This window comes from Haloglomus irregulare (assembly GCF_007421925.1).
Lineage (GTDB): Archaea > Halobacteriota > Halobacteria > Halobacteriales > Haloarculaceae > Haloglomus > Haloglomus irregulare.
On the sequence record NZ_QMDX01000008.1, the window covers coordinates 139391 to 157944 of the forward strand.

At 70.5% G+C, this 18554-nt stretch carries 19 protein-coding genes; 5 read left to right on the forward strand and 14 right to left on the reverse strand.

Annotation, left to right across the window (positions count from 1 at the left end; genetic code table 11):
* Positions 1-179 precede the first annotated feature (179 nt).
* Entirely contained in the window at positions 180-1079 is a 900-nt protein-coding gene (gene rocF / locus DP107_RS13060; RefSeq protein ID WP_144262594.1) for an arginase, read from the reverse strand.
* A 60-nt stretch (positions 1080-1139) separates the two neighbouring features.
* The gene (locus tag DP107_RS13065; RefSeq protein WP_144262595.1) at positions 1140-2057 is read right to left on the reverse strand and encodes an NAD-dependent epimerase/dehydratase family protein; all 918 of its coding nucleotides are present in this window, start codon (positions 2055-2057) and stop codon (positions 1140-1142) included.
* Between the two features lie 128 nt (positions 2058-2185).
* On the opposite strand from DP107_RS13065, the gene DP107_RS13070 reads away from it, so the two are divergent.
* The gene (locus DP107_RS13070) at positions 2186-2719 is read left to right on the forward strand and encodes an HTH domain-containing protein (RefSeq protein ID WP_144262596.1); all 534 of its coding nucleotides are present in this window, start codon (positions 2186-2188) and stop codon (positions 2717-2719) included.
* Between the two features lie 175 nt (positions 2720-2894).
* Positions 2895-4061, forward strand: coding sequence for an NAD(P)/FAD-dependent oxidoreductase (locus DP107_RS13075; RefSeq protein WP_144262597.1), 1167 nt, complete (start codon positions 2895-2897; stop codon positions 4059-4061).
* A gap of 235 nt (positions 4062-4296) precedes the next feature.
* Here DP107_RS13075 and DP107_RS13080 read toward each other — a convergent pair whose 3' ends face one another.
* On the reverse strand, positions 4297-4752 hold the full coding sequence (locus DP107_RS13080) for a DUF5814 domain-containing protein (protein WP_144262598.1): 456 nt from the start codon (positions 4750-4752) through the stop codon (positions 4297-4299).
* Between the two features lie 346 nt (positions 4753-5098).
* Positions 5099-6601 carry a carotenoid oxygenase family protein gene (locus DP107_RS13085; RefSeq protein ID WP_144262599.1) on the reverse strand — a complete coding sequence of 501 codons (1503 nt, stop codon included), beginning with the start codon at positions 6599-6601 and terminating at the stop codon, positions 5099-5101.
* A 113-nt stretch (positions 6602-6714) separates the two neighbouring features.
* On the opposite strand from DP107_RS13085, the gene DP107_RS13090 reads away from it, so the two are divergent.
* Together DP107_RS13090 and DP107_RS13095 are read left to right on the forward strand one after the other, a co-directional pair.
* Positions 6715-7437 (forward strand): competence/damage-inducible protein A, encoded by a 723-nt coding sequence (locus DP107_RS13090; RefSeq protein ID WP_144262600.1) that lies wholly within the window; start codon positions 6715-6717, stop codon positions 7435-7437.
* Positions 7438-7495: 58 nt separating this feature from the next.
* Positions 7496-8713, forward strand: a complete 1218-nt coding sequence (locus tag DP107_RS13095; protein ID WP_144262601.1) for a site-2 protease family protein — start codon at positions 7496-7498, stop codon at positions 8711-8713.
* A 105-nt stretch (positions 8714-8818) separates the two neighbouring features.
* Here DP107_RS13095 and DP107_RS13100 read toward each other — a convergent pair whose 3' ends face one another.
* The 10 genes from DP107_RS13100 to rnhA form a co-directional block, all read right to left on the reverse strand.
* Positions 8819-10126, reverse strand: a complete 1308-nt coding sequence (locus DP107_RS13100) for an NAD(P)/FAD-dependent oxidoreductase (RefSeq protein WP_144262602.1) — start codon at positions 10124-10126, stop codon at positions 8819-8821.
* Positions 10127-10187: 61 nt separating this feature from the next.
* The gene (locus DP107_RS13105) at positions 10188-11711 is read right to left on the reverse strand and encodes a type II secretion system protein (protein ID WP_144262603.1); all 1524 of its coding nucleotides are present in this window, start codon (positions 11709-11711) and stop codon (positions 10188-10190) included.
* On the reverse strand, positions 11708-13591 hold the full coding sequence (locus tag DP107_RS13110) for an ATPase, T2SS/T4P/T4SS family (RefSeq protein ID WP_144262604.1): 1884 nt from the start codon (positions 13589-13591) through the stop codon (positions 11708-11710). The genes DP107_RS13105 and DP107_RS13110 overlap by 4 nt, the downstream gene beginning before the upstream one ends.
* Positions 13581-14045, reverse strand: coding sequence for a DUF7311 family protein (locus DP107_RS13115; protein WP_144262605.1), 465 nt, complete (start codon positions 14043-14045; stop codon positions 13581-13583). The genes DP107_RS13110 and DP107_RS13115 overlap by 11 nt, the downstream gene beginning before the upstream one ends.
* Positions 14042-14497: a hypothetical protein gene (locus tag DP107_RS13120; protein WP_144262606.1), complete on the reverse strand. Its 456-nt coding sequence runs from the start codon at positions 14495-14497 to the stop codon at positions 14042-14044. Before DP107_RS13120 ends, DP107_RS13115 begins: the two co-directional genes overlap by 4 nt.
* A gap of 58 nt (positions 14498-14555) precedes the next feature.
* Positions 14556-15911: an alkaline phosphatase family protein gene (locus DP107_RS13125; protein WP_144262607.1), complete on the reverse strand. Its 1356-nt coding sequence runs from the start codon at positions 15909-15911 to the stop codon at positions 14556-14558.
* A 104-nt stretch (positions 15912-16015) separates the two neighbouring features.
* Positions 16016-16153 (reverse strand): hypothetical protein, encoded by a 138-nt coding sequence (locus DP107_RS20125; protein ID WP_185977307.1) that lies wholly within the window; start codon positions 16151-16153, stop codon positions 16016-16018.
* A 150-nt stretch (positions 16154-16303) separates the two neighbouring features.
* On the reverse strand, positions 16304-16837 hold the full coding sequence (locus DP107_RS13130) for an inorganic diphosphatase (protein ID WP_144262608.1): 534 nt from the start codon (positions 16835-16837) through the stop codon (positions 16304-16306).
* Between the two features lie 111 nt (positions 16838-16948).
* Positions 16949-17575 (reverse strand): DUF7108 family protein, encoded by a 627-nt coding sequence (locus DP107_RS13135; protein ID WP_238330879.1) that lies wholly within the window; start codon positions 17573-17575, stop codon positions 16949-16951.
* Complete coding sequence (rnhA, locus tag DP107_RS13140; RefSeq protein WP_144262609.1) at positions 17565-18158, reverse strand: ribonuclease HI; 594 nt, start codon at positions 18156-18158, stop codon at positions 17565-17567. The genes DP107_RS13135 and rnhA overlap by 11 nt, the downstream gene beginning before the upstream one ends.
* 140 nt (positions 18159-18298) lie before the next feature.
* On the opposite strand from rnhA, the gene DP107_RS13145 reads away from it, so the two are divergent.
* The coding region (locus tag DP107_RS13145) for a TFIIB-type zinc ribbon-containing protein (RefSeq protein ID WP_272949844.1) at positions 18299-18554 on the forward strand (256 nt) is incomplete at its 3' end.

The window sequence follows — 18554 nt, forward strand, 5'->3', positions numbered from 1 at the left end:
ATACGTTCCGAACTAGCCGCCTAACTGTCGAAAACGGTTCGTAACTCTAAAATGGGGGAGATATTCTACGAGGGCCCAGTATCTGTGACTGGAGGCGGACACACGCGAGCGAGGCGAGCGCGTTCCCCCGGCACCGGAGCGCTGCAGGCGCCGCGAGGAAGCCCGAGGCGTCGGCCCGTTCAGAGGATACGCTTGCCGAGGGCGCTCGCGACCAGTTCGACCGCGAGTTCGGCGGTCCGGTTGTGGTCGTCGAGGATGGGGTTGACCTCGACGACCTCCAGCGAGACGAGGTCGTCGCGGTGGTCGGCGACGCCCTCCATGGCGGCGTGGGCCTCGCGATAGGTGACGCCGCCGCGGACGGGCGTCCCGACCCCGGGCGCCTCATCGGGGTCGAGGAAGTCCATGTCCAGCGAGACGTGGAAGCCGTCCCGGGCGTCGGTTGCGATGTCGAACGCCTCGTCGGCGACGGCGGGTACCCCCCGTTCGTCGACGTCGCTCATGGTGTAGACGGTCACCTCCGAGGCCGCGAGCGCGTCGCGCTCGTCCCCGTCGAGCGAGCGGACGCCGACAAGCACGGTGTTGGCGGGGTCGATACCGCTGCGGGCCCAGTCGTGGCCGACGAACTCGTCGACCCCGAGCGTGGCCGCCAGGCTCATCCCGTGGACGTTGCCGGTTGGAGTGGTCGAGGGGGTGTTGTAGTCGCCGTGGGCGTCGAACCAGACCAGCCCGATGTCCCGGTCGCGGGCGGCGCCGCCGAGTGAGCCGATGGCGATGGAGTGGTCGCCGCCGAGGACGAGCGGGAACTGGCCGTCGGCGAGCGTGTCCTGCACCGCATCCGAGAGCGTGGTGCAGACCTCGCGGGTTTCGGCGAGGAACTTCGCACGGTCCCCGTACTCCCCGCTGGCGCTGTCGCGGGTCTCGGGCCCCGGGACGGGGAGGTTCCCGGCATCCACGCACGTGTGGTCGGCGGTCTCGACGGCCGTCGCCAGCCCCGCGTAGCGGATGGCCGAGGGACCCATGTCGACGCCACGCCGGTCGGAGCCGAGGTCCATCGGGACACCGATGAGCCGAACGTCCATACACACGGGTCCGACGCCCCCGCTGATATGGCTATGGGCACCGGTCGTTCGGCCGGGCCCTCACCGGTACTGGTCGCAGACGCGCTCGATACCCTCCGCGAAGTCGATCTCGGGCTCCCAGCCCGTCGCCTCCCGCATCTCCGAGGGGTCGGCCATCGTGTCGTGGACGTAGGCGTCCCCGGGGATGCGGTTCTCCTCGTAGCGGGGCTCGATGTCAGTCCCGAGCGCGTCGTTCAGGTGGTCGACGAGTTCGTTGAGCGAGTACGACTCGCCGGTCCCGAGGTTGTAGATGCCCTGGAGGTCGTGGTCGGCCGCCAGTTCGATGCCCCGGACGATGTCGTCGACGTGGGTGAAGTCCCGGGTCTGGGTGCCGTCGCCCCAGATCTCCGGGCGCTCGCCGCGCGCGATGGCGTCGGCGAACTGGGCGATGAGGTTGGCGTACTCGCCCTTGTGGGCCTCTGCGCCGCCGAAGCCCTGATAGACGGAGAAGAAGCGGAGCCCGCAGGTCGTGAGGTCGTAGTGATGGGCGAAGTACTCGGCGTAGCGCTCGCGCGCCAGCTTCGAGGCCTCGTAGCCCGTCCGGGCCGTGACGGGCAGGTCCTCCGGCGAGGGCTCGGTGCGGTCGCCGTAGATGGAGGATGTCGAGGCGTAGACGACCCGGTCGCAGCCGTCGCGGCGGGCCTGGTCGACCGTGTTGACGAACCCCTCGATGTTGACCCGTGCGCCCTTCGCGGGGTCGTCCTCGTGCATGAAGTACGAGGAGAGCGCCGCCAGGTGGAAGACGACGTCGACATCGGTCGGCAGGTCGTCGTCCAGTACGGACCCCTCGATGAACTCGACCGCGTTGTCGAGGTTGTCGGGCGTCCCGAGGTAGCCGTCGTCGAGCGCGATGACCTCGTTGTCGGCGGCCAGGTTGTTCGCGAGGTTCGACCCGATGAACCCGGCGCCGCCGGTCACGAGCACGCGGTTGCCGTCCATACCGGCGGTCCCGGAGCCGCGTGCAAAGCGGTGTCGGTCTCCGGCGGTCGCTGCGGTCGTCCGGACAGCACACCGCTCAGCCGAACCACCACCGGATTTATGCAAAACGGTGGTGTATCGTCCGTTACATGTCGTCCATCGAGCTCACTCCCAGTCAGAAGTCGATCCTACAGGAACTCGTCAACCTCTACCGGGAGTCCGAAACCGCGGTGAAGGGAGAGGACATCGCCGACCGTGTCGACCGCAACCCGGGCACCATCCGCAACCAGATGCAGTCCCTGAAGGCCCTCCAGCTGGTGGAGGGGGTACCCGGGCCCAAAGGCGGGTACAAGCCGACCGCGGGCGCCTACGAGGCCCTCCAGATCGAAGAGATGGATCAGGCCGCCGACGTCCCGTTCTTCCACAACGACGAGGCGGTCGAGGGGGCCAACGTCCAGGAGATCGACCTCACCAGCGTCCACCACCCGGAGCTCTGCCGCGCTGAGATCCGTATGCAGGGCTCCATCTCGGCGTTCCACGAGGGCGACCCCATCCAGGTCGGGCCGACCCCGCTCTCGAAACTGGTCATCAAGGGGACCCTGGAGGGGAAGGACGACACGAACAACACGCTCATCATCACCATCGACGATATGCGGGCGCCCGCCGAGGAGCCCGCGCACTGACTGCGTGTCCTCAGCCCACCGCCCCCTCACCCTGTGCGACCGTGGATGACAGGTTCGGCTGTGATCAGCGGTCGTCCTGACCCCCGATGGTCCCGAACCGCCTGCGTGAGCACGTCACACGGTCTCGCGCCCCCGAATCAACAGCTTTGTATCCGGTCGACCCAGAATCGGCATCATGACAGAGGACGTTGTCGTGCTTGGTTCGGGCTACGCCGGGACTGGCACGGTCCTGAGTCTCGAGGACGAACTGGACGGGGAGGCCGACGTGACGTGGATCTCCGACGTCCCGCACCATCTCGTGCTGCACGAGTCCCACCGGTGCATCCGGGACCCCTCGCTCGAGGGGAAGATCACCTTCGACTGCGACGACATCGCGGGCCCGGGCACCCGTTTTGTCGAGGGGCGCGTCGAGGAGGTCGACGTCGACGACCGGACGATCCGTCTCGCGGACGACTCGACCGTCGACTACGACTACCTCGTCGTCGGCTTCGGCTCGCAGACGGCCTTCTTCGGCATCGACGGGCTGGAGGAGCACTCGCTCACGCTGAAGACCCTCGACGACGCCCTCGAGATCCACGAGGAGGTCAAGCAGGCCGCTCGCGAGGCCTCACGCAACGACCCCGCCCAGGTGGTCGTCGGCGGTGCCGGGCTCTCGGGCATCCAGTCGGCTGGTGAGATCGCCGAGTTCCGTGACCGCCACCGCGCCCCGATAGATATCCACCTCGTCGAGGGGCTGGACAACGTCTTCCCGAACAACGACCCGGTCGTGCAGGCCAAGCTCGGGAACCTGCTCGAGGAGGCCGGCGTCAACATCATGACCGGGGAGTTCATCGGCGAGGTCGACGAGGACACCGTCTACGTCGGCGACGACACGGAACTGGACTACGACGTGCTGGTCTGGACCGGCGGCATCACGGGCCAGAACGCCGCCGAGACGACCGGCGTCGATCAGGACGAGCGCTCACACCGTCTCCACGCGGCCACCGACTTCCGCACCGAGGACGACCGCGTCTTCGCGCTCGGCGACGCCGCGCTGGTCGACCAGGGCGAGACCCCGGCCCCGCCGACCGCCCAGGCCGCCTGGCAGGCCGCCGAGGTCGCCGGCGAGAACGTCGCCCGCGCCATCCGCGGCCAGCCCATGAAGAAGTGGCAGCACGAGGACAAGGGGACGCTCGTCTCCGTCGGCGACGACGCCGTCGCGCACAACGTCATCGGCGTCAGGAACGTCACCGAGACGTTCGGCGGGCCGGCCGCCGAGCAGCTGAAGAAGATCGTCGCCGTCCGCTGGATCAACGACGTCGCCGGACCGGTCGCCGCAGCGAAGGCGTACCCCGACATGTAGACGAGCGTTCTACCTGTCGGGTCTCCTCGCGCCGCCTGCGGCGGCGCTGCGGGAACCGGCTGGCGGGCGGGACCCGCCAGCTCATAGATTGCCGGCGGAGCCGGCAATCCGCTCCTCGCAAAAACCGTTCGGAAAACTCCGCTGCCCCCCGTCCGCTCCCCTCACTCCGGCCGGTGAAACCGCGCTCGCTCCGCTTGTGCGGTATGCAGTCGACTCGTACCGGCTGTTCGCGGTGCTACCCGGTCAGGTCCTTCCGTCGCCGCCGGATCGTCTCAGCCTGCTCGCCCTGCCTGTCCACGTCCGCGAGCTGCTCGGCCGCTTCCAGGGTGCGGATGCCGCTGTCGAGGAAGCTCAGGACGTCGCCGGGATAGGCGTAGACGAGGTAGTCGTCGCTCATCACGTCGACGATGGCATCCGGACCGAGCCCCTGCGCGCGCAGGTCCAGCAGGTACGAGATGAACTTCTCCTCCGGGTGGCCACAGTGTGGGTTGGACTGGCAGTCGCAGTCGAGGAAGTCCTCGGCGAAGTCGAGCACCCGGTCCTGGGTCGCCTCGTCGAGGTTGGTCAGCCCCTCGCCCCCGAACAGGATGTCCAGGGTCGCGCCGGAGAACGCCCCTTTCGGGAAGTTCGTCTCCAGTTGCGAGGCGAGCTGCCGGTGGTTCTTGACGTAGATCTTGTCCGTGATGGCCACGCGTACCCGGCTGTTGGATACGTGACGGCTAAAGCGGTGCGGTCGACGGTGTGTGTCGGTGTGGCGGGCAGCGCTGAAGGCGTAACGTATATTCGCGCCGTCGCGCTACTCACGGGTGCGTGTCCGGGTTGGGGTATTGGTATCCTCCAAGCTTGTGGTGCTTGGGAAGCGGGTTCGATTCTCGCACCCGGACTCACAACTTATCACTCGAATAAACTCGTAGCCGCGTCCATTTCTTTCGAAGTGGGTTAGATTGGAGAGAATCTCCCCTGGATTCTCACGAGCGGGCGTGAAATCGGTACCGGGAGAACCGTTCTCCCTGGGCGTGTTGCTGGCTCCCGGACCACTACTGCACGCTCCGGCCGGGGTCGGTCGGCCCGTAGAACTCCCCGTGGAAGGCGAAGGGGAGCCGGTGCGGGAGTTCGGCCCGGCCGAGCTCGCGGAACGAGGCCGCGTCCAGCACCAGCAGGAAGGTGTGGTCCGCGTCGGTGTCGAGGACGAGCGAGAGGACCACACCGTCGTCCTCCGTATCCGCCTCGGGCGCGGGGACGAACACCGGCTCGCCAGGGTGGCAGTCCGGCTCCGTCCAGCGGTCGGCGTAGCCCGGCGCCCGGGCGGTGTCGACCTTCGCGAGATGCGTCGGGAGCGAACCGTCGCCACGCGTCTCGACGCAGTAGACGTAGCGGTGCTCGCGGCCGTTGTGGCGCCGGTAGTGGACGGTCGGGAACTCGACGGGACCCGAGAGCAGCGGCTCGCGGGCCGTGCGTTCCCCCTCACCGTCGAGCGGGAGCCGGTAGCGGACGAGGTCGCCCGCCGGCAGGTCGACGTCGTCGCTCCGGAGGTTGTCCAGGGTGAGGCCCGTCACGGCCCGCTCGTCGGGGAACGCGACGAGGTCGAGCACGAGCCCTTCGGCTGCCCCGTCGCCGACCTCGTACGCGTTGGCGACGTGGTAGACGAAGAAGGGGTCCGCCGGGACCGTGGCGACGCGGTCGCCGTCGCGGGTCAGGACGTGGAACCGGGCGTCGCGGCCGTAGTCGGTGAACGCGTCGAGGAACGTCTCGCGGGTGAATGCCCCCCGCAGGAGGACGGACCCGTCGAGACCGAAGGGGATCTCGGGGACGACGACGTGGTTCTCGGTCAGTGCGAACGCGTGGACGTACGGTAACTCCTCGAACGAGAGTGTTGCGAGCGGCTCGGGTTCGGGCAGCGGGACGTCGCCGTCGCCGGTCACGGTCGGTGCGCCGGGGTCGTCCGGCCGGCGGAAGAGCGTGTACTCGACCTCCCGGCCGTAGGTGACCCCGAGTTCGTAGAACGTCGGGCCGTCCGGCCGGAACGCGGGGACGTGATGGCGGTGGCCGAGCGTCAGGTCGCAGTCGAGGCCGGCGGTCTCGTCGGCCCGCCCCAGCGGTTCGAGGTCGTCGTCGACGGCCTGGGCCCAGGGCGACTCGGTGACCGCCAGGTCCGTTCCGGCGACGTTCGCCACGCCGATGACCGGGTTGTCGGGGAAGACACCGGCGACTGTCTGGTAGAGCCGGACGGGCAGCGAGCGGTCGGCCGGCGTCCCGGGGAACGGCGTGCGGACGCCTCTGCCGGCGTCGGCGTGGCGGCGGTCCCGACTATCGACGTGGCGGTTCCGGTAGCGAACGGTCCCGTCGCCGACGTGGAGCCGCCGGAGCATCCCGAACGGGTCGAACCAGTGGCCGAGGTCGGTGTCGCCAGCCTCGAAGACGCCGGGGCCGTTGGCGAGGTAGGTCCCCTCCAGCCATCCCGGCAGGGTCCCGGTCACGGAACACTCAGTCGTGCGCTCCTCGTGCTGGCTGCGGAGGCCCGCAGTCGCGGGGTTCGACACATTGGCCCAACGGGTGCCGCGGTAAAGTAACCCCGGTCCGACCGACCCCGTCGCCGGCCCCTGCCCGCCCGGGTCCCACCCGGCTTATGCGGCCGCCCCCCCTGGTCCGGGACATGGACGCAGCACTAGTCACCGTCGGGGACGAACTCCTGGCCGGTGACACGGAGAACACGAACGCGACCTGGCTGGCCCGCGAGCTGAGCGAGCGCGGCGTTGACGTCCGTCGGGTGCTGACTGTCCCCGACGTGGCGGCCGAGATCGCCGACGCGGTCCGGGAGTACGCGGGCCGGTACGACGCCGTCATCGTGACCGGCGGGCTCGGCGGGACGCCGGACGACCTGACGATGGACGCCGTCGCCACGGCCTTCGACCTGCCGCTGGAGCCGAACGACCTCGCGCGGGCGGATCTCGAGCGGACGCTGGAGGCCATCGCCGGCGACTACCCCGAACTCGACGTGGACATCGAGGCCGAGGCGTCGCTCCCCGCGGGCGCCCGCCCGCTCATCAACGATGCCGGGCTCTCGCCGGGCGCCGTCGTCGAGAACGTCTACGTCCTGCCGGGCATCCCGGGGGAGATGCAGCACATGTTCGAGGCAGTGGCCGACGAGTTCGCCGGGGACGTCGAGTCGCGGCTGCTCTACACGGAGGAGCCGGAGGCCAACCTCATCGAACGGCTCGACAGCGTCCGTCACCGGTTCGGCGTGGAGGTGGGCTGCTACCCGGACCGGGAAGCCGGCCACAACCGCCTGAAGCTCCGGAGCGACGATCCCGACGCCCTGGCGGAGGCCTTCGAGTGGCTCCGCGCGGCGGTCGACCTCGTCGAACCGGACGCCTGATTCACGGCACGTTGCTCCGACACCGTGGGTTGAAGCATCGTGGTGGTCAAACGGCGATATGCCAAGCTATCGCATCGGGAGGATCTTCGGCATCCCGATCGAGCTGGACCTGACCTTCCTGCTCGTCCTCCCGGTGTTCGCGTACGTCATCGGGTCCCAGATGGGCGAGTGGGTGGGCATCCTGAACGGCACGCTCTCGGCGGGTATCGCCCCCGGGCCGTTGACTCGGGACCCGGTTGTCGCCTTCGGGCTCGGGGCCGCCGCGGCGGTCGGGCTGTTCGTCTGCGTGCTGCTGCACGAACTCGGTCACAGTGTGACGGCGATGCGCTACGGCGTGGAGATAACCAGCATCAAACTCTGGCTGTTCGGCGGCGTCGCCCAGCTGTCGCGCTTCCCCGAGGACTGGAAGCAGGAGCTGTACATCGCCGTCGCGGGCCCCGTCGTCAGCGTCGCGCTCGGGGCCGCCTTCTTCAGCGCCTTCCGGGTCCTCCCGGGTGGGTCTGCCGAGGCCGCCAACGCCGGCGCCGCCCTCCTGCTCGGCTACCTGGCGCTCACCAACGTCGCGCTCGCGGTGTTCAACATGCTCCCGGGCTTCCCGATGGACGGCGGCCGCGTGCTCCGGGCGCTGCTCGCCCGCGACCGGCCGTACGCCCGTGCCACCAAACTCGCCGCCTCGGTCGGCAAGGGGTTCGCCTTCCTATTGGGCTTCTTCGCGCTCTTCGGCGGCAGCGGCATCAACCTCTACCTCGTCGCCATCGCCTTCTTCATCTACATGGGTGCCTCCTCGGAGGCCCAGCAGACGATGCTCCGGGCCGCGTTCGAGGGTGTCTCCGTCGACGACGTGATGACGCCCGTCGACCAGGTCCGGACTGTCGACGCCGAAACCTCCGTCGCGGAGCTCATCGACCGGATGTTCCGAACCCGCCACACCGGCTTCCCCGTGACCCGCAACGACCGGCTCGTCGGCATGATCACCCTGGAGGACGCCCGCTCGGCGAACGAGACCGAGCGGGACGCCCTCCGCGTCGAGGAGGTGATGACCACCGACCTCTACACCATCGACGTGGAGGCCGACGCGATGGCGGCCTTCTCGAAGATGCAGGAGCACGGCGTCGGACGGCTCATCGTCACCGAGGAACCGGACGGCTCCTTCGCCGGTCTCCTCTCGCGAACCGACCTGATGACGGCACTCGACATCATCCAGTCCTCCGGCGGGGAGTCGACAGCCCCGACGCTGCGACACGGCTCCGAGGACGACCGGTCGCGAGAGGTGTGAGAGAACGGATACGTACCGGACGAATCTGCCGACCCCATCTCCGCTGAGACGAACCGTCCACTCTCGGGTGTCGGACTGCCAGAGTATACGGGCCCCTTATTCCAGTCACTCCCCGATGATGCGGTCGGCGCATTCGTAGCCAGCGACCACGGCGCCGTTCAGCGACCGCTCCGGGTACTGGGCCCGTGAGGCCATCCCGGCGTAGTAGAGCCCGTCGGCGACGTCGTCGCCGAGGTCGTACGGGACGACCTTCTCCAGGTAGCCCCGTTCGTAGACCGGTGCGGTCCGGGGGTTCCGCCCGATCTTCATCCACTCGACGGTCGCGCGGTTGAACGCCGGGAACAGGTCATCGATGCCCGAGAGCCAGTGCTCGCGCACCGCCTCGTCGCCCATCTCCCAGAGCGGCTCATCGAGGTCCTGGACGTAGCTGGCGGCGTAGAGCAGGTGCTCGCCGCCGTAGCGCTCCGGCGGCACGAAGTTGGTGTGCTCGATGAGCGCGCCGAACGGCGCCTCGTCCGCGATGTTGAGCCAGTAGGTGTCCATGAGCGGTTCGCTCATCCCGAGGACGGCGCAGACGGAGCCCTGGAAGTCGATGTCGCACTCGTAGCCGACCCAGCGGTCGAGGAGGTGGGGCATCGTGGCGACGACCAGCGCGTCGACATCGTGGTCGGTCGCCCCCGTATCGGTCTCGACGGTGACGGACTCGACGGCGTCGCCGTGTGCGATGTCGGTGACACGGGCGCCGGTCCGGATGGTGTCCCGGCCCACGTCCGCGACCAGCGCGTCGAGCAGCTCCGCGAACCCGCCGTCGAGGTAGCCGAGAATCTCCCCGCGCCGGAGGTCGCGCTCACCGCGGAACTTGATGCGGCCGAGCAGCCAGGCCGCGCTCACGTCCTCCTTGCGCGACCCGAACTTGGCGTCCAGCAGCGGTTCGAAGAAGAACTCGTAGACGCCGCGGGTCGTGTGCTCCAGCAGGAACTCCCGGATGGGGACGTCCTCGAAGTCCGCGAGGTCGTCGTAGGTGTCGAACGAGGGGCGACCGCCCCGGACGTCCACCTCGAGGGTGAGCATCCCGAGTCGGAACTTGTCGTACAGCGAGAGATGCGGGTAGGCGAGTATCTCGTCCGGCGTGTCCAGCGGGTGGACGACCCCGTCGACGTAGTAGGCGTTCCTCCCGACGCGCCACTCGACGGCGTCGCCGAGGCCCAGGTTCTCCGCGAGCTCGACGATTGTCCGCTCGGACTTCGAGAGATGGTGGTAGAACTTCTCGATGGGGTCGCCGCGGGTCTCGTAGGTGGCGGCCAGACCGCCGAGGCGCTCGCCGGCCTCGAACACCGTCACCTCGTGGCCGTGGTCCTGCAGCCGGCGTGCGGCGGCGAGCCCGGCCATCCCGCCCCCGACGATACCGATCATGATTCCGGCTGCGGCGCGCCGCTGTAAGGCGCTTGTGGATGGGCGCGCGACGGCTGTCGGCTCAGACCACGACCCCGGCGACCGCCACGGCGAGACAGAAGGTGGCCGCGGCGAGTGGCACCGCGAGGCCGACCCGATAGCCGATACGGGCACGGTCCGGCCCGTACCGAAGGCCGGTCGCGAGCGCCGTGAGCACGGCCGCGAGCAGGAGTACGTAGACCCCAACTGCGATGCCGAGTTCCGCCACCGGGAGCGCCGTTCCGAGCCCGGCTTCCGCGGCTCCGGCCGGCGAGACGGTCGCCGGACCGCCGCCGGTGGCCCCCATCCGTCCCGCGGTCCCGGCGGCCATCGCCACCGTCACTCCGCCGACGAGGGGGCCGAAGACGGCGGCCGTGTTGGCGAGAGTCGCGGTCAGGCGTGCGGTCTCGCGGCGGGTTCGCTCCGTCACGCGACGGAGTTCCGCCAGGTGGTCGCCGGTCTCGACCAGCAGGTCACCGGCGGGAGCGCCCGCCCGCGTGGCCCGGGCGAGCGTCGCCACGGCTCGCTCGCAGCGGGGGCTCGGCAGGTCGGTCAGCGGACCCCCCGTGCCCAGGAACGCCGGTTCGATGCCGCATCCGAGCCGTCGGCCGCGCTCGGCCGCGCTCTCGAACGCCGGCCCGGCGGGCACGCCGAGCGACCCGCCGGCGTTGGCGATGGCCCGCTCGACAGCAACGCCGGCGCTCACCTCCCGGCCGACGGCGACCAGCGCGGTGGGGATGGCCCGCTCCATCGCGGCCGCCCGGCGCCGGACGACGACCACGGGTCCGAAGCGAACGGCGAGCGCGAGCGTCGTGGCGCCGCCCGCGGCGACCGGAGCGGCCCATCCCGGTACCGGTGCGAGCAACACGATGACACCGGCGAGGAACGCTGCAGCACCCCCGGCTGCCAGGGCCCGCCACGGCCGGTCGGCGCGGGCCGGGTGCGTCCCGGGGACCGGCTTCCGTGGGAAAGCCACAGGTCGGTTCCCCAGTATCCACGCCGCCGCGACGACAAGCCCGGCAGGGAGAAGCAGGTCGTAGACGACCACGACGATAGTGAGCAGTACGTCGCCCGGGACGCCCGTGGTCGCAACCGCCGGGAGAACGCCGACGAGCGCCAGCGGGAGCAGGACGCCGAACGCGTAGGCCGCCGTCACGGGACCCCGAAGCGATGCCGCCGCGGTCGCCGCACGGTCCCGAACGGCCTCGACGGCGGCCGTCGTTGCCCGGTCGAGGCGCCGGTCGCGCTCGGCCGCCGGGGCTCTCGTCGCGGCCGCCACCTCGCGGACCGCCCCCGCGAGCCGCGGCTGCTCGTCGGCGATGGCGGTCGCGAACGGGTCGAGCCCGGCTCCCTCGCGTCCCCGCGCCCGCCGGACGTGGCGCGCCAGTCGGTCGGCGAGCGGCCCCTCGCACGCGGCGCCGGCGGCCGCGACCGCCTCCGGCGAGGGGTCGAGCCGCGCCCGGATCGCCATCCGACCCACCAGCCGTGGGCCATCGCCGACACGGCGCGCGGCCTGCAGGCGCGACCCGAGCGCCGCGACTCGTTCGACGAGGGGGTCGGGAATCACGACGCGACCTCCGCCTCGGCAGCCAGTGCCGCGCCGCGCTCGGCTGCCGCCGCCAGCACGTCCGCCGAGGACTCCCCGGGGGCTCGCAGTCCGTCCAGCAGTTCGCTCTCGCCGCCGCGGAGCCGCTCGGTCGCGGCCAATCCGTCTCGGCCCCCGTACAGCGTCGCGAACGCCGCGTCCCCGTCATCGGTCCGCGTGACCTCTTCGACGCGGCGAACCCGGCGCTCCCGACCGCGCTCGACCTCGCGGGCGCCGACCGTCACCAGCACGTCGGTGTCCGCGAACGAGGAGGTCAGGACCCCGAGGTCCGTCACCAGTCGCTCGCGGACGGTCGCGGCGCCGTCGCCGTGGATGGTTCCGAGGACGGCCGCTCCGCCGGCGCCGACACGCATCGCCTCGTACAGCACCCGTGCCTCCTCGCCGCGGACCTCCCCGACGACGAGGGCGCTCTCGCCCAGGCGAAGCGCCGTCCGGAGCGCCTCGGCCGCGGAGGGGGCCGAGCCAGCCCCGTCCCCCTCCCCGACCCTGAGCGACTGCACGTCGCGGCCGGCGCCCTGCAGCGCCGCCGCGGGCAACTCCGGCGTGTCCTCGACCAGCACCGTTCGCGTGGTCGCCGGCAGCTCCCACAGGAGCGCGCCGAGCAGCGTCGTCTTGCCGGCGCCGCGCTCGCCCGTCACCAGGCACGCGACGCCGCGCTCGACCGCCAGCGACAGCAGCCCAGCGACCGGCGGCGGGACCGTCCCGTTCGCGACGAGGTCGACCAGCCGCCACGCCTCCCGGTCGTGGGCCCGGAAGGCGAACGCGTGGCCCTCGGTCACGGGATCGGTGACCCCCGCGACCCGAACGCGGCGGTCGGCGACAGTCGTCGTCGCGGCCAGCGTCGGGTCGGCCCGCGAGAAGGACCGCCCCGACTCCCGCCGGAACCGGCCCGCGAGCGACGCCGCACCCGGGACCGTCAGCCGGACGTTCGTCGTCATCGTCTCGTCACCCCGGCGGACCCGGAGCGGCGTCTCGGTGACCGGCGAGGTCGCGAACACGTCGGAGACCGCCGTGTCGGCGAACAGGTCCGCCAACACCCCGGCGCCGCGGGTATGCTTCTCCAGGGTCCGCGTGAGCATCGTGAGGCCGGTATCGGAGTCCGCCTCGCTGTCCTCCGTCGTCCCCGCCCCGTCGAAGGTGGCTCCGACGGCGGCCGCGGGGCTCTCGGCGTCCTCCGCGAGCCGCTCCCGTGCCGCCGCGAGCCGTTCGAGCGTTCCGGTGTCGAGCCGGACGACCGGCGGCTCGACGTGGTACCGGCGCGGCACCTCCTCCCCGTCGGTCCGCTCGTACACTCGCACGACCGCACCCGTCTCGAGTTCGTACCGTTCGGCGAGCACGGCGTCGGCGGGCGGCGCTCGCGCCACCAGCGACCGGCTCACCGCCGGCCCGACGAGCGGCCCGAGAGCCGCGTGGTAGTCGGGGACGTCCTCCGCGGCGGCGAGCAATCCGGTCTCAGCGGCCGCTCGACTCGTGTGACCGCTTCGCCCCGCGGCTGCCGCGGCGGCGCCCAGCGGGTCACGCCGCGCCCGTTCGGCGAGTCGCTCGTCGTGCACCTCGGCGATCTCGGCGAACCGACCGGCAGCGGTCAGCAGCGCGACCCCCCGTCCCTCGTAGGTCCGCACGACGCCCGCCGTCGAGGTCCGTACCGCCCGTCGGGAGCGACCGTCGGCCGCATCGACGGCGGTCGCACGGCAGGCCGGCGCGTGCTCGAGCCGCCCGCGGCCCGGGCAGCCGCTCGCGTCGAGTCGGAGCGTATCTTCCGCCTCCGTATCGGGGTCGCAGGCACAGTCGGCCGGATTTGCGTCCTCACGCCCCAGCAGCGGGTCCAGTTCATCGAACACGGGCCGTCTGGTCCCGGCCTCCGGTTTCAATCTCCGGGCCGGAGCTGTCGGGGCGCACGATGACCACCACCGGACCGTCGCCGCCACGCTGGAGCTCCAGCCGGAGCTGGTGCTGCCCGGGTCCGAGGCGGATGAGGTCGCCGCCGGTGTGTACCCGGACGGTCACCTGACGACGATGCCAGGGACCACCGTCGACCCGCCAGGCGACGCCGCCCTCGCCGATACGGACGGCCCCATCGGCGGGAACACGGAGCCCGGCCGACCGGCGTGCACCTCCCCGCCGGGTCGCGTCGTTCGTCCGCGCGAACCGTTCGAGGACCGCCGTGAACGTCGTGGCCGTTCCGTCGAGTCGCGTGGCCGTGCGGTTCTCCGTCCCCCGCTCGGCGGCCGGGACGCCAATACCGAGCAGCGCGCCCGCGACGAGGACGGTGACGGCGAGGCGGACGGCGCTCATGCCCCGTCGCTCAGGTCGTCCGGCCAGTCGCGGTCGGGTCGACCAGTGGGCCGCGAGCGAGTTCGTTCCGTCGCCCGCGTGGCTGCGCTGGCCGTCACCGCTTCCGGCGGCTCGATGTCGGCCTCCGGCTCGATGCTGCAGCCCGAGCCGTTCCCCTCCGCGCCGAGGGCGGCTCGGAGCGCCTGGACGGCAGCCTCCAGTCGGGCGAGTCGCCGCTCGACACCGGCGCCCGCGCCGTCGGTCCGGACGCCGTCGGCGGGTCTCCGCTCGTCGTCCGGCAGCGGGGTATCAGCGGGAGCGTTCTCGGCCGGGTCGCGTCGTGCGTTGTCGGGGTCTCCATGAGACGGTCGCTCGTCGTCGGCTGCCGCCTCCAGCGTCGTCCCGTCGTCGGTCAGCGCCCGCTCGACGGCCCGGAGGCGGGCGGCGAGTGCCTCGGTATCCGGTGTCGGCATACGGCTGTTGCTCCCGGGATCGTACTTGAACGTACGGGAGAGGGCGGGAGTCGACCCGTTACTGCTTGACGAGACTGCGGCCGTCGAACTCCGGCCGGTCGTAGTCGACGTCCATCAGGTCGAGCACCGTCGGGCCGATATCGAACAGGTCGGCGTCAGTGACCGGCGCCTCCGGGTCGTCGATGAGCAGCGAGGCGTTGTCGAACGAGTGCATCCCGTTGCGGGGGCCGGTGTCGAACACCTCGTCGTGGCCCTTGAACCCGGACTTCAGGTCGAAGCCGTGGTTCGGGACCACCGTCAGGTCCGGCGCGATGCCGTCGTGGGCGCCCCGGTAGGCGTCCTCCTTCGTGACGACGCGGTCGGCGACGGGCTCGCCGTCGGGCCCGGTCATCTCCTCCAGCATCGACTTCAGCTCCGCTCGGGTCTCCTCGTACTCGTCCTGCGGGACACCGCCGTTGGGCTCGCGACCCTCCAGATTGAGGTAGAACCGGCCGGGGATGAGCGAGTACGCCTTCGCGTCCTCGGAGATATCGCCCAACTCGTCGTGGTCGTCCGTGTCGAACTCCAGCCAGCCCTCGCGCTGGAGCCAGGCGTTGCAGTGGACCTCGTGGTGGAGCGTGGTGAAGCCGTGGTCCGAGGCGACCATCATCGTCGTCTCCTCGTCCAGCATCGCCCGGAGCTCGCCGAGATAGCGGTCGACCTTCTCGTAGAACTCCAGGAACAGCTCGGCCTCCTCGCTGTCAGGGCGCTCGTCGTAGTCGCCGAACAGGAAGTGGTTGACCCGGTCGGTTGTCATGAAGACGCCGAAGAAGAGGTCCCAGTCGTCCTGCTGGATGAACTGCTTGTACGCCTCGAAACGGGCGTCGAGCGTCCGGTGAGCGTCCTCCATGAACTCGGACTTGTCCTCCTTGTGCCCGAGTTTGGCGTTCACGTCGATGCGGTAGCCGTTCTCCTCCAGCTGCTCGCGGAACTCATCGGGGTAGGCGGCCTTCTCGACCCCCGGGGAGAGGAACCCGCTCACCATCCGTTGGACGTCCCGCTGGGGCGGGAACGTCACGGGGACGTTCATGACCGAGGCGTTCCGGTCGGCGTTCTCGACGCGGTCCCAGATGCGGGTCGCCCGCACGTCACGGCCCATCGGAACGTAGGTGTCGTACGAGCCGTTCTCGCGGTCCTGGAAGCCGTAGACGCCGGTCTCGCCGGGATTGACGCCCGTCGTGAGGGCGGGCCAGCAGGCGCTGGACTCCGGCGGCACGATGCTGTCGATGGCCCCGGCGCTCCCCCCGGCCGCGATGTCGGTCAGGTTGGGGAAGACCTCCGGGTTGTCCGCGATGAGGCTATAGGGAACGCCGTCGATGCCGAAGAAGGCGACGCGCGGCCCGTCGTCTCCGCGCAGTCGGTCGAACAGGCCCATACCGACGATGGCGGCGTCGGGCTACAAGAACCTTCGTTTCGCCGTCGAACGCGCCGCTCCAGGGTAGCAGCAACGATTTCCGGGGCCAGGGTCCGACGCGACGCTCATTCCCCCGCTGACGGCTCCGTCCCGGTCTCGTCGTCGTCCTCCCCTACCCCGTCCTCGGCGGACGGGTCGGTCAGGCTCTCGGGAACGACGGTCGGGTGGTCGATACCCACCGGAGGGGGCTCTCGGGTCGCCATACGAGAGTAGATACGGGACGCACACGCAAATAATTACTCATGTGCATAAGTTATCCTCCTGCCGGCTGACATTACCGTGGGTTGTACTCCCGGCAACCGTTGCCGGTCCCTCGGTCGCGGATCCGGCGCGTGTGGTGTGCGCGGCCCCGGTCAGCCGAAGTGCTCCTCGTAGAGGTCCTGTGCGTGCTCGATGGCGTCCATCGCGGCCCCCTTGTCCTCCCAGCCCAGGGTCTCGACCTCCTTGCCCTCCTCCAGGTTCTTGTAGGTCGAGAAGAACTCGTCGATCTCGTCGAGCTGCTGCCCCGTGATGTCCTCGAGGTCCTGGACGTGGTCGAAGCGCGGGTCCTCGGTGGGGACGGCGATGACCTTGTCGTCCTGCTCGCCGTCATCGTCCATCCTCATGAGTGCGACCGGACGGGCCTCGATGATGCAGCCCGGGAAGGTGGCGTCCTCGACGAGCACCAGCACGTCGAACGGGTCCTCGTCGTCGTAGTACGACCGCGGGATGAACCCGTAGTCAGAGGGGTAGTGCACGTTCGAATGGAGGACGCGGTCGAGCACGACGCCGGGCACGTCCTTGTCGTACTCGTATTTGTTGCGCTCGCCCTTCAGACACTCCACGACCGCGTAGATCTCCTCCGGCGGGTCCGGTCCGGTCTCGAGGTCCGTCCAGAGATTCGTCATGGGCTCGAATCGGTGCGGCCCTGTTAAGGCGTTTCTGTTTCACCGGCTCGACGCCGCTGGAGCGACTGGGGGTCACTTCCGGGTCGCTCGCCCCCGGTCCCGGCCGCCGGTCTAGTCGCTCCGTTCCTCGGTCGCGGCCCGTGCGACCAGTTCCAGCGACTCGGCCACGGCCGCGCGCTGGTCGTCGTCCGGCCACGCGTTCCGGGGGAAGTACTCCTCCAGGAACTCCTCGCGCATCCGGTCGGTCGCCTGCTCGACCGGGCGGGCGTAATGGTTGCTCATGAACGTCGCGAACGCCTCGGCGTTCGCCCCGTGGGGTTCGCCGTGGGCCTCGGCGACGGTCTCCGCGACCGCCTCGTTATGTGCCGCGACCGCGTCCCACTCCGCCGTGTCGACCGCGCCCTCCAGCGGGCGCTCCACGGCGCGGTCCGTGTCCTCGATGCGGGCCGGGACGACGTTCCCGTCGACGACCCACGAGTCCGGATGCAGGACGAGCGTCGCCTCGGACTCCTCCCCCCGGACCCGGGCGGTGAAGCCGTACTCGGCGAGCAGGTCGCCCCGGCGGTCCCGGTAGGCCGCCGCCTCGTTCGGGTCGACGGCGTCGCGCGCCAGCCGGGTCAGCCGCTCGGCCTCGTCGGCCGCGTCGACCGGGAGCTCGCCGTCGCCGGTCGTCCCCTCGTCACCGTCACGCTCCGCCGCCGTCGCGTCCCCGTCGGTGCTGCTGTCCTCAGGCGTCATCGAGTGCTTCGTTGGCCAACTCGTCGGCGCGGGCGTTTATCTCCCGCGGAACGTGCTCCAGGGTCCACTCGTCGAACCGGGCCAGCAGCTCCCGTGCCCGGACCCGGAACTCCCGCAGTTCGGGGTCGTTCGTGTCCCACGCCCCCTTGACCTGCTTGACGATGAGTTCCGAATCCCCGCGGACGTGGACCTCGTCGAAGCCGATGTCGGCGGCGACCTCGAGGGCGGTGACGAGCGCCCGGTACTCGGCCTGGTTGTTGGTCGCGCGGCCGATGGTCTCGCCCCCTTCGGCCGCGATGCCGTCCCCGGTGACGACCGCGTAGCCGACGGCCGAGGGACCGGGGTTCCCACGACAGGCACCGTCGAAGTAGACGTGCGCGCGGCCGCCGCTCCCGCGGAGCAGCCCCACCAGCCGCTCCGCCGACCCACCCTGGACGACCACCTTCCCCTCGTAGGCGACGGCGGTCGCGCCGGCATGTTCGGCCCGCCACAGTTCGTGCTCGGTGTTCCCCGCCCGGACCTCGATGCCGGCCGCCGCCAGTCGCTCGCGGGCCTCGGCCGGATCACACTCTACCACGGGCATGCCCGGAGGTGGTCCAAGCCCCCACTTAGCGGTTCCGGTGGCCGGGCCCGAAGACCGTCGGTGGGTAGCGGTTTTGTTGCCCTGGAACCGGGCATGGCCCCGGGTTTTATTATGGTCCCGGCCACCAAGTTTTTACTGCGATGACACGGCCCACACGGCAGCGCGAACGTAGTCGCTCGCAGGAGGGGGAGGCGGAAACCGAGACCGAGACCGAGGACGAGGACACGCAGATCTGTCCGGAGTGCTCCTCGGAGAGCGTCGTCAAGAGCGCCGATCGGGGGGAACTCATCTGCGAGGACTGCGGTCTGGTCATCGAGGAGGACCAGATCGACCCCGGGCCGGAGTGGCGCGCGTTCAACCACTCCGAGCGCCAGTCCAAGTCCCGTGTGGGCGCCC

Excerpts from the sequence above, each read along its gene's own strand:
- DP107_RS13125 (WP_144262607.1), bottom strand. The coding sequence starts at position 15,911 with ATGGGCCTGTTCGACCGACTGCGCGGAGACGACGGGCCGCGCGTCGCC.
- DP107_RS13065 (WP_144262595.1), bottom strand. The coding sequence starts at position 2,057 with ATGGACGGCAACCGCGTGCTCGTGACCGGCGGCGCCGGGTTCATCGGG.
- DP107_RS13135 (WP_238330879.1), bottom strand. The coding sequence starts at position 17,575 with ATGACGCCTGAGGACAGCAGCACCGACGGGGACGCGACGGCGGCGGAG.
- DP107_RS13115 (WP_144262605.1), bottom strand. The coding sequence starts at position 14,045 with ATGAGCGCCGTCCGCCTCGCCGTCACCGTCCTCGTCGCGGGCGCGCTG.
- DP107_RS13095 (WP_144262601.1), top strand. The coding sequence starts at position 7,496 with ATGCCAAGCTATCGCATCGGGAGGATCTTCGGCATCCCGATCGAGCTG.
- DP107_RS13075 (WP_144262597.1), top strand. The coding sequence starts at position 2,895 with ATGACAGAGGACGTTGTCGTGCTTGGTTCGGGCTACGCCGGGACTGGC.
- DP107_RS13090 (WP_144262600.1), top strand. The coding sequence starts at position 6,715 with ATGGACGCAGCACTAGTCACCGTCGGGGACGAACTCCTGGCCGGTGAC.
- DP107_RS13100 (WP_144262602.1), bottom strand. The coding sequence starts at position 10,126 with ATGATCGGTATCGTCGGGGGCGGGATGGCCGGGCTCGCCGCCGCACGC.
- DP107_RS13120 (WP_144262606.1), bottom strand. The coding sequence starts at position 14,497 with ATGCCGACACCGGATACCGAGGCACTCGCCGCCCGCCTCCGGGCCGTC.
- rnhA (WP_144262609.1), bottom strand. The coding sequence starts at position 18,158 with ATGCCCGTGGTAGAGTGTGATCCGGCCGAGGCCCGCGAGCGACTGGCG.
- DP107_RS13070 (WP_144262596.1), top strand. The coding sequence starts at position 2,186 with ATGTCGTCCATCGAGCTCACTCCCAGTCAGAAGTCGATCCTACAGGAA.
- rocF (WP_144262594.1), bottom strand. The coding sequence starts at position 1,079 with ATGGACGTTCGGCTCATCGGTGTCCCGATGGACCTCGGCTCCGACCGG.
- DP107_RS20125 (WP_185977307.1), bottom strand. The coding sequence starts at position 16,153 with ATGGCGACCCGAGAGCCCCCTCCGGTGGGTATCGACCACCCGACCGTC.
- DP107_RS13130 (WP_144262608.1), bottom strand. The coding sequence starts at position 16,837 with ATGACGAATCTCTGGACGGACCTCGAGACCGGACCGGACCCGCCGGAG.